Annotated in this window: 11 protein-coding genes and 1 pseudogene; 7 read left to right on the forward strand and 5 right to left on the reverse strand. The window is 66.4% G+C overall.

Annotated elements, in window-relative coordinates; all coding sequences use genetic code 11:
* Positions 1–164 precede the first annotated feature (164 nt).
* On the forward strand, positions 165–1298 hold the full coding sequence (locus E4L96_RS07620; protein ID WP_167758626.1) for a hypothetical protein: 1134 nt from the start codon (positions 165–167) through the stop codon (positions 1296–1298).
* Here E4L96_RS07620 and E4L96_RS07625 read toward each other — a convergent pair.
* Complete coding sequence (locus E4L96_RS07625) at positions 1286–1963, reverse strand: Crp/Fnr family transcriptional regulator (RefSeq protein WP_135206617.1); 678 nt, start codon at positions 1961–1963, stop codon at positions 1286–1288. The genes E4L96_RS07620 and E4L96_RS07625 overlap by 13 nt on opposite strands.
* Positions 1964–2034: 71 nt before the next feature.
* A complete protein-coding gene (gene nirK, locus E4L96_RS07630) occupies positions 2035–3447 on the reverse strand; it encodes a copper-containing nitrite reductase (protein ID WP_181017596.1) in 1413 nt (470 codons plus the stop codon).
* A gap of 226 nt (positions 3448–3673) precedes the next feature.
* Between nirK and E4L96_RS07635 the strand changes: the two genes are divergently transcribed.
* The 4 genes from E4L96_RS07635 to E4L96_RS07650 all read left to right on the forward strand — a co-directional run bounded on the left by E4L96_RS07635 (position 3674) and on the right by E4L96_RS07650 (position 6552).
* Positions 3674–4636, forward strand: a complete 963-nt coding sequence (locus E4L96_RS07635) for a transporter (protein ID WP_167758627.1) — start codon at positions 3674–3676, stop codon at positions 4634–4636.
* A gap of 22 nt (positions 4637–4658) precedes the next feature.
* Positions 4659–5138, forward strand: a complete 480-nt coding sequence (locus E4L96_RS07640; RefSeq protein WP_135206619.1) for a TlpA family protein disulfide reductase — start codon at positions 4659–4661, stop codon at positions 5136–5138.
* A 109-nt stretch (positions 5139–5247) separates the two neighbouring features.
* Complete coding sequence (locus tag E4L96_RS07645) at positions 5248–6168, forward strand: aldo/keto reductase (RefSeq protein ID WP_167758628.1); 921 nt, start codon at positions 5248–5250, stop codon at positions 6166–6168.
* A 96-nt stretch (positions 6169–6264) separates the two neighbouring features.
* Positions 6265–6552, forward strand: coding sequence for a metal-sensing transcriptional repressor (locus E4L96_RS07650; protein WP_135206620.1), 288 nt, complete (start codon positions 6265–6267; stop codon positions 6550–6552).
* 6 nt (positions 6553–6558) lie between these two features.
* Here the strand turns inward: E4L96_RS07650 and pssA are convergent, their stop codons facing one another.
* Positions 6559–7347 (reverse strand): CDP-diacylglycerol--serine O-phosphatidyltransferase, encoded by a 789-nt coding sequence (pssA, locus tag E4L96_RS07655; RefSeq protein WP_135206621.1) that lies wholly within the window; start codon positions 7345–7347, stop codon positions 6559–6561.
* A gap of 177 nt (positions 7348–7524) precedes the next feature.
* Between pssA and E4L96_RS07660 the strand changes: the two genes are divergently transcribed.
* Positions 7525–8469: a CAP domain-containing protein gene (locus E4L96_RS07660; protein ID WP_135206622.1), complete on the forward strand. Its 945-nt coding sequence runs from the start codon at positions 7525–7527 to the stop codon at positions 8467–8469.
* Positions 8470–8514: 45 nt separating this feature from the next.
* On the forward strand, positions 8515–9171 hold the full coding sequence (locus tag E4L96_RS07665) for an Hpt domain-containing protein (protein WP_135206623.1): 657 nt from the start codon (positions 8515–8517) through the stop codon (positions 9169–9171).
* Here the strand turns inward: E4L96_RS07665 and E4L96_RS07670 are convergent.
* Positions 9158–9358 carry a hypothetical protein gene (locus tag E4L96_RS07670; protein WP_135206624.1) on the reverse strand — a complete coding sequence of 67 codons (201 nt, stop codon included), beginning with the start codon at positions 9356–9358 and terminating at the stop codon, positions 9158–9160. The genes E4L96_RS07665 and E4L96_RS07670 overlap by 14 nt on opposite strands.
* Before the next feature lie 218 nt (positions 9359–9576).
* Positions 9577–9912: pseudogene (locus E4L96_RS07675) on the reverse strand (RNA polymerase subunit sigma-24); the annotation flags it as partial.

Genomic DNA, 9912 nt, shown 5'->3' on the forward strand with positions numbered 1-9912 from the left:
CTGGGCCGGCACTGCCGCTGGCCTTTCTGCTGGCTGCTCCGTGGTTTGGAGCGGCCGCTGGCTTTTTAATCGCCTGGTGCGGACCTGCGCTCTTTGCGTCCCGTTGGACGGGCGGTGCGCTGGCGGTCACTCACCTGCTCACGCTGGGATTCCTGGCGATGACGATGTGCGGGGCACTGCTGCAGATGCTGCCGGTAGTGGCGGGATTGCGCCTGCGTGGGCCGGTGCGGTTCATGCCGCTGGCGGCGTTGCTGCTGGCTCTCGGCACGCTGCTGCTGGTGGCGGGGTTCCTGAGCGGAGGCACGTTCCTGTTTGCTGCGGCCGCGGTGCTGCTGGCGGCGGCGTTCGGCTTGCTGCTGGCCTGTTTGGCAAGAACTTTATTCGTGCGCGAGGTGGCGGCGCCGGTGGCCGACATTGTGCGCGGAATGCGCGGGGCAGTGCTGGCGCTGATGCTGACCGTGGGGTGCGGACTGCCGCTTGCCGTGTGGCTGGCGGGCGGCCCGGCGGTGCCCGCGGTACGGCTGACCGATGTGCATGCGGGGCTGGGGCTCGCAGGATGGGTGCTGACGCTGGTGGTGGCGGTGTCGTTCCAGGTGCTGCCGATGTTCCAGGCGACGGCACTGTATCCGCGCGGCGCCACACGGTGGATCGTGCCAGCGCTGGCCGTGACGCTGCTGGCATGGACGACATTGCATTGGTTGCCACTCGCTGCCGCAGGCTCCGTAGACGCGGGCATGTGGGACGCGAACTGGCTGGCCCGCTGCGGAGGCGCGGGCGTCGCGGCGGCGTATGCGGTTGTGAGCTTGCGGCTGCTGTGGCGGCGGAGGCGGGGGAAGGTGTCGGCGTCGACCGGGTACTGGTATCTGGCGCTGGCCGCACTGGGCGCCGGGGCGATCTTGTTCGCGTGGCCGAACGGCCGCGGTGGCGAAGGCGATGACGCGCGTGCGCTGGCGGTGGGTGTGCTCTTTATCGGCGGCTTCGCGATGGCGGCCGTGAACGGGATGCTCTACAAGATCGTGCCCTTCCTGATCTGGCACCAGCTGCAGGAGCGCGCCACGACAGGCACGCGGGTACCGAAGATGACCGAGATGGTGACCGAAACCGCGCTGCGCATCCAGTTCGGCTGCCACGCGGCGGCTGTCGCGGCCTGCCTGGCCGCCTGCTGGTACGCACCCGCCGCGCGCCCAGGCGGGATCCTGCTGGCCATCGCCTGCCTGCGGCTCGGCCTGGACCTGGCGCGGCCCGCACTGCGGCACCGCGAAGTGCTCAAGCCTGAGACCCCGCCTCAGCCCTCGTAAGCCCGCAAGCCGTCGGCGTTGACGATTTCGATATCGCGCCCGTCCACCCTCAGCAGGCCATGTTCGGCCAGTTCGTGCAGCAGGCGCGAAAAGTATTCCGGCGTGAGATTGAGACGCGACGCGATCAGCTTCTTGCTGGCCGCGAGCGTGATGCGGCTGCCCGACTCCGGTGCATCCTTGAGCAGAAAGCCGATGACCCGCTGGGCGCCGGAGCGCAGCGTGTACGATTCCACATCCGAGATCAGCCCGTGCAGGCGCCGGCTCATCCCCGCCAGCATCTTGCGCGCAAACGCGGGATGCCGCTCCAGCTCCGCGAAGATCGCATCCTTCGCGATGTGCAGCAGCAGGCAGTCCTCCAGTGTCGCCGCATTCACGATATACGGCTTCTCCATGAACATCACGGCTTCGCCGAAGCTGTGCCCAGGCCCCACAATCTCAACGATCTTCTCGTTACCCTGCGCGGACACGAAACTGAGCTTGACCTGCCCATACAACACCGTATGAAAACCCAGGCACGGATCGCCGCGCTGGAAGATGGTGCGTCCGCGCGGGATGTGCAATTCGGTGGTGGCGAGCGCCATGGCCGCCAGTTCCTCCTCTCCCAGGTCGGAAAACACAGGCAGGCGGCGCAGGAACTCGCGCGGATCGATGCGGTAGCTGGGCATGGTCGCTCTCCTTGAATAAAAAAAGCGGACCCGGAAAATCACCGGGCCCGCATGAAAGACCGCTGACGGGATCAGTGGCCAGAGGAAGCGTCAGGCTTGCTGTTGGTCTGGAAGACTTCCGGGTTCGGGTTGCCCGTCACGTACAGGAAACCGGCCAGGCCCTTCTCCATGCGCGACAGCGCGTGGTCGACCAGGATATAGCGGCCCGGGACATCGACCTTGAACTCGACCATGGTCGCGCCGCCCGGTGCCACCGTGGTGGTCTGCACGTTCTGCAGCGGCTTGGAGGTCAGGTCGGCCTGCGAGTAGACGCGGTCGAACACTTCGCCGATCACGTGGAAGCTGGAGGTCATGTTCGGGCCACCGACGCCGAAGAAGATGCGGACGGTTTCCCCGACCTTGGCTTCCATGCGGTGCGTCTTGGTCAGCGCATCGTGGTTACCGTTGAACATGAGGTGCTCGGGGTGCTCGTTCAGCAGCTTCTCAAGCGAGAACTCGGCTTCGCCCGGCGTGCCGTGGCGCTGCGCGGTATAGAGCTCGCCCTGCATCACGTAGAACTCCTTGTCGACCTTCGGCAGGCCGCCTTCCGGTTCGACCAGGATCATGCCGTACATGCCGTTCGAGATGTGCTGGGCGACCATCGGGGTGGCGCAGTGGTACACGTACAGGCCAGGGTTGATGGCCTTGAAGGTGAACGACTTGGTGCTGCCCGGTGCGGCCTGGGTCACGGCGGCGCCGCCGCCAGGGCCGGTCACGGCGTGGAAGTCCACCGAGTGGATCATGTGGCTGTCCTTGGCATTGCTCATGTTGACAGTCACGGTGTCGCCGACGCGCACGCGGATGAACGGGCCCGGCACCTTGCTGTTGAAGGTCCAGTATTTGTAGGTGCTGCCGTCCATCAGCTGGCCTTCCACTTCGGTGGTCTCCAGGTTGACGGTCAGCTTCTGCGGGCCGCGCTTGCCGATCGGCGTGCCGACTTCCATCGGGTTGCGCGAGATGTCGGCGGCTTTCGGCTTGTCGGCGGCGACGTGGTCACCCACGATGATCTTGCCGATCATGCCCGCCTGGACGTGGCCCGGCAGCGAGCAGATATAGGTGAACTCGCCCTTCTTGTTGGCCTTGAAGACGATCGAGGTCGAGGCGCCCTTGTCATTCACCTGATTGGACTTGGTGTTGAAGTCGTTGAGGGTGATGTCGTGGGTAGCGCCGTCGCCGTTCACGAGGTTGATCTGGACCACGGCCCCTTCCGGCACACGCAGGGTCGGGTTGGCGGTGCCGCGGATCGAACCGGCTTCGCCCATGAACACCAGCTTGCCGTCCGCGATGTCGGTACGCAGCGTGAAGGTCACGTCCGGGTTGATCTTGACCTCGGCGGCGCCATGGGCGGCGGCCCCGTGCTGGTCGTGTTGTGCATAGGCCGGAGCGATCATCGTGGTACCGAGAACCAGTGCTGCGACGGCGGTAGAGAGCAGAGTACGTTTCATTTGTTTCACCTTGTTTGAGTGGTCAACTTCGTTTTCCCTTGGGACGAGCAAATGATACGTTTGGGATGCATCTTAAAAAATTGACGCAGGTCAAAATCTCCGAAAGTCGTTTCGGATACTCAGCGTTTCGGACGGATTTGATCTGGGTCATACAAAAAAGATGTACGCGAAAAGTATGATTTCCTCGACTTCAGGAACACAACCACAAGACACCAAGAGGAACCTCATGAAAAAGCTCATCCCCACTCTCGTGTGCAGCGCCGTCGCGGCACTCTTCCCGGCGCTGGCCAGCGCCAGCTGCGGCGCGGCCTTCTGCACCGTGAACACCAACTGGACCAGCGAGACCGCGCTGGCCGATGCGGGCAACGCTTTCGACCTGCGCTATGAATTCATCAACCTGAACCAGCCGATGAGCGGCACCGACACCATCGCGATCGGCCAAATCCCGCATCACCATGACGAAGTGCGCACGCTGAACCGCAACGTGGTGGCGACGTGGAGCCACAGCTTTGTGGGCGGCTGGGGCGTCTCGGTGTCGCTGCCGGTGAGCGAGCGCGATCACATCCACGTGCATAACCATCACGGCGCGAAGCTCAGCGAGAATTGGAACTTCACGGAGCTGGGCGATACGCGCGTGACGGGCCGCTATCAGAAAGCGCTGCTGGCCGATCCGCTCAAGCCCGCACTGGCCGGCGTCACTTTCGGCCTCAAGCTGCCCACCGGCCGCACCGGGGTGGCCAACGATGCGAACAGCGTGGCGGAGCGCAGCATGCAGCCGGGGACCGGGACCACCGATGCGATCCTCGGCGCGTTCTATCACCAGAAGCTGACCGCGTCCGACATCGCCTGGTTCGCGCAGGCGCAGTACCAGCACGCGCTCAACACGCGCTCGAACTACAAACCCGGCTCCACCTTCAGTGCCGACATCGGCCTGCGCAGAGGCCTGACCGAGCGCCTGGGCGGGCTGTTGCAGCTGAACGCCGTGCGCAAGGGTACCGACTCGGGCAGCGAGGCGGAACCGGAAGACAGCGGCCAGCGCACCGTGGCCCTGAGCCCGGGCCTGTCGTATGCGATTGGCGCGCAGACCCAGGTCTACGCCTACTACCAGCACGCGCTGTACCGCAAGGTCAATGGCGTGCAGCTGACCGCGGACCGCGCGTTTGTGGTCGGCGTCTCGGGCCAGCTGTAAGCGGGCCGCCAGGAGCGCCATCATGTTCCGGCCCCTGCTCGCCGCCCTGCTGTGTGCCTGCGCCCTGCAGGTGCAGGCGGCGCCCTTCACGCTCACCGACACGGCGGGTGCCACGCACGCGCTGGCGGATTACCGCGGCAAGTGGGTGGTCGTCAACGTGTGGGCCAGCTGGTGTGCGCCCTGCCTGGCCGAGATGCCGGAGCTGGAGGCCTTGAGCCGCGGCCATGCGGACTTGGTGGTGCTGGGCCTCGCCGCCGATGGCCTGGATGCGCGCCGGGTCGACCAGTTCGCGCAGCGCCTCGGTGTGAGCTATCCGGTGATCGCGGGCGACGACCAGGCGCTGCGCCAGTTCCGCCTGCGCGCCTTTCCCACCACCGTCGTGTACAACCCGCAGGGCGAGCAAGCCCTCGTCAAGGAAGGCCGCGTCACGCGGGCCGAGATCGAGGGACTGATTGCCGCTGCCCAGGCAGCCCGGCCAGGCCTCGCGCTGAACGCGCACTGAACCCACCCGGTCTTTCCCCGGCGCGCGCCCGCCGCACGGGGTGCGCACGCGGCCCGGCCGCCGCAGCCGATGGCGCTATAATCATCCGCCCCGAATCTCTTCGCCAAGGATGCCCATGACCGCCGACCTCTCCTGCCCCCGTATCGTGCTGCGCCCAGGCGCGCTGGAACTCTCGCGCATCGTGGCCGGCATGTGGCGGATGGCGCAGTGGGGGATGTCGGTGGAGCAGCGGATTGACTTCATCGAGCAGTGCCTGGAGATGGGCGTGACCAGCTTTGACCACGCCGACATCTACGGCGGCTACGGTGTGGAAGCGCTGTTCGGCGACGCCCTGCGCGCGCGGCCTTCGCTGCGCGACCGCATGGAGATCATCAGCAAATGCGGCATCAAGCTGGTTTCGCCGCAACGCCCCCTGCACACCATCCAGCACTACGACACCAGCGCGGGGCACATCATCGCTTCGGCTGAGGAATCGCTGCGCCAGCTGCACACGGATCACCTGGACCTGCTGCTGATCCACCGCCCGGATCCGCTGATGGACTTCGACGAGATCGCGGGCGCCTTCACCAGACTGCGCGAAGCGGGCAAGGTGAAGCACTTTGGCGTGTCCAACTTCTCGCGCCACCAGTTCGAATGCCTGAACCGGCGCATCGATCTCGTGACCAACCAGGTGGAGTTCTCGCCGCTGCACCTCGCTCCGGCGTTCGACGAAACCTTCGACGGCCTGCAGGACCTGGGCATCTCGCCGATGATCTGGTCCCCGCTCGCGGGCGGCAAGCTGTTCTCGGGCACCGAGGCCAATACCGAAGCCCTGCGGCTGGTGATCAAGGAAGTGGCGGATGAACTGGACCAGCCGTTTGCCAGCGTGGTGTTCGCGTGGATCATGGCGCTGCCGTGCCGCCCGGCGCCGATCACGGGCTCGGGGCGCATCGAGGCCGTGGCCGTCGCGGTGGCGGGCACGCAGTTCGAGCTCACCCGCCCGCAGTGGTTCCGCATCCTGCGCGCCGCGCGCGCGCACGAAGTGGCGTAAATCCGACACGTGCGGTGCCGCGCACGCGGGTGCGCGGGGACGGCGCTATATACTCCCCAGGAGTATCCCGCCCCGCGGGATCACAAGGGGACCGACATGGCCGACGCACCGCTGACGGACGCACAGAAGAAGGACCTGATGAACCGCCTGGCCCGCATCGAGGGCCAGCTGCGCGGGGTGCAGAAACTGATCTCGATCGCGCAGGAGCCGTCCGATTGCGACGCTGCCGCGCAGCAGATGGCAGCGGCCAGCAAGGCGCTGAACCGCTGCTTCATCCAGCTGCTGTCCGCCGAGCTGCGCACCGAATCGACCTCGTCGAGCACGCTGGAACAGGCGCAGGCCAGCGCCGAGCATCTGGCCAAGATGCTCGACAAATATCTCTAAACGGATTTAATCGTCGGCGCGCCCGTAGCGGATCGGCGGCGCGATGCCGGTCCAGCCCAGCTTCCACGCGATATTCAGCAGCAGCGTGCCGCTCACGTAGATCACGAAGAACAGCGCAAAGAAGCGCGTCTGCAGCACGGCCAGCAGCGCCAGCATCACGCCCAGCACGATGAAGGTGCGCGCATTCTTCGGCTGCTTGGAGCTGGGGAAGCGGATGGTCGACACCATCAGCGCGCCCACCGCCACCATCAGCAGCGCCACCAGGAACTGGTGCAGCATAGTGGCCGGCACCTGGGGCCACGCCACCACCACCGAGGCCACGCAGGCCGCCCCCGCCGTGATCGGCATGCCAACGAAATAGCGCGGATCGGTCTTGCCGACCGTGACATTGAAACGCGCCAGCCGCAGCGCGCCGCAGGCCACGAACACGAAGCAGGCCAGCCCGCCCAGACGCACCAGGGTCGGGTGGTCGGCCCCCAGCTGCGCAAAGCCATAGCAGTACAGCAGCAGGCCGGGCGCGCAGCCGAAGTTCATCACGTCCGCGATCGAATCGAGCTGCACGCCGAATTCGGAACTGGTGCCGGTGGCCCGTGCCACCAGGCCATCGAGCGCATCAAACACGCCGGCCAGCACCAGCAGGATGGCGGCCATGCGGTAGGCGTGCGGGTCGCCGACGGCCGCGTTGTCGACCGAGATCACGATACTGCCGAAGCCGCAGGCGATCGACAGCAGGGTCACGAGGCTGGGCAGGGCGAACTTGGCGCGCGCAAGGCGCTGGCGGCTGGAAGATGGCACTCGGGTCTGCACGGGTTGGGGTGGGTGGAAGTTGTCCTATTTTACAGGCGCGGTGTGAAAGCGACAGCCTTGCCGAGTTCGTTGCTCGCGCGCGCACGGCAGACTGCGCCAAAAGTCACCCATTTTCAAATTCGCCTAGAATCGTTTCTGAACCATACACAAAAGTCAGGAGCCGAGATGCCCGCTGTGCGCACGCGTTGGAGACTGGCCGCGGCCCTGCTCGCCGCGGCGCTGACGCTGTCCGCGTGCGGTGGCGGCGGCTCCAGTGCGCCGGCCCCGGTCACCTATGTGCCGAGCGGCCCGGGCTCGCCTACGGCGGTCAACAACACCGCCACGGACGGGTTCGCGTGGATCAACTACCGGCGCGGCCAGGCCGGGCTGCCCCAGCTGGCGCGCAATGCCCTGCTGGACAAGGCGGCGCAGGCGCACTCGGAATATCTGCGTGCCAATAACGTGGTGCAGCACGAGGAAACGCCAGGCAAGACCGGCTACACCGGCGCCACGCTAACGGACCGCATCAACGCCGCCAACTACACGCTCTCCAACTACGCCGTGGGCGAGGTGATCTCGGCCACCAGCAGCAACTCGGGTTTCTACATGGCGGAGGAACTGATCACCGCGATCTACCACCGCTTCGTGATGTTCGAGCCCAAGTTCAAGGAGATCGGCACCGGTGCGGCCACCAACGGCAGCGGCTACTCCTACTTCACGGCCGACTTCGCCGCCAACAACGGCTACGGCGACGGCCTCGGCCTCACCGGGCTGGTCACCTGGCCGTTCAACGGCCAGACCGGCGTGCCCGCCAATTTCCTCAGCAACTACGAGTCGCCCGACCCGGTGCCCAATTTGAACGAAGTCGGCTACCCGATCAGCGTGCACGCCGACCTGAACGTGGAACTCAAGGTCACCAGCTTCACGGTGCGCCAGCGCGGCGCCTCCACCGACCTGCCGGTCCGTCTTCTGACGCACGCAGCCGATGAGGAAACGCCCGAGCACGCTGCCGCCATTATTCCGCTGGCCGCCCTCAAGTCCGGTACCACTTATGACGTTACCTTCAGCGGCGCCACGGGGGAGTCGGGCAATGTGCCCGTGACCCGGACGTGGTCCTTCACCACCCGCTGACCGTATTTCGCCACCGCCGCCGCATCGGACGCGTGGCGCGCACCGATGACTTCGAACCTCCCCGATCCACTCGCTGTCCTGTTCGACCCCATCCACCGGCCGGTGCTGGATGCCCATGACGGCCTCGAGCGCGTGGCGGGCGACCGCCCGCTGTTCGCGCGCATGCTGGAGCGCTTTTGGCACGAATACCGGCATGCGCTGGAGGAACTGCAGTCCTGCCTGGCACGCCAGGACCATGATGGCGCGCACCTCATTGCCCACACGCTCAAGGGCGCAGCCGGCGTGATCGGCGCGGGCGGGGTGAGCGCGGCGGCGGCCTTGGTGGACACCGTGCTGCGCACATCGGAAGGCGGCCTGGACGAGGCGCTGGCGCAGCTGGAGACCGCCACGCAGGATTTGATGGCGTTGCTGGCGCGCGCGCAGGCGGCAGTACCTGCGGCAAGCATGCCTGGCAGCACTGTCCGTCCGCTCGGCGACGGCGCGCAGCTGTTGCGTGAACTGGACACTCTATTGGACAACGGGGATGGCGCGGCCGTGGACCTGGTCGACCAGGCCGGGCCGGCGCTGGCAGCGCTGCTGGGCGCGGCGCGCTATGCACAGCTGGCGGGCGCCGTGCACGGCTTCGACTTCGACGCCGCCCGCGCCGCCTTGGCCGATCCGCCACCGGCGGACGGGGCGGACACCGCCGTCAGCGGTGGTTGAACAGTTCCGCTTCTTCTTCGAACGCGTCGGCGCAGTTCTTGCCGCAGAAGCGCTTGACGCTGTCCAGCGGCTTGTCGCAGTACCAGCACGCGCCCTTGGGAGGCAGGCTCTGACGCAGCGGCTGGCCGGGTGCGGCCATCATCACAGCCGGATCGGGCTCCGGCAGGCCTTCCTGTAGCGTTCCCATAATTCCCCCTGGGCATCATTCTCAGCAAGATTACTCACGTGGAATCGTGCTGGCATGATGCTGCGCAAACGCCGCTCTTGATGGGCGGGGTCGACGCTGCAACGGTACCACTCTCCGGCTCGCTTGTGCGGGCCATGATGACGTCACCCCGCGCATTTCTTGACGATCCGCCAAGGTTCAGTCGTGGCAAATCATAGCAGGGAAACTCCCCGCACGATTCATGAGGAACGCGACAATTGAATTGCGCACGCCTGGGCCCGCGCCTGCAGGAGTGTGCGCTCGCGCTCGTTCTGGGTGAGGGCCGCCGCGCGCTCGAACTCGGCGCGTGCCTCCTCGTTACGGCCGAGCTTGGCCAGCAGGTCGCCGCGCACGCTCGGCAACAAGTGGTAATCGCGCAACGATGGCTCGTCCTGCAGGGTGTCGGCCAGCGCCAGCCCTTCCGCGGGGCCGAACGCCATCGACAAGGCGACCGCGCGGTTCAGCTCCACGACCGGCGAGGGCAGCAGCTGGGCCAGCGCGTCGTACAGCGCGGCGATGCGCGGCCAGTCGGTGGC

The organism is Zemynaea arenosa (assembly GCF_004614185.1).
Classification (GTDB): Bacteria; Pseudomonadota; Gammaproteobacteria; order Burkholderiales; family Burkholderiaceae_D; genus Telluria; species Telluria arenosa.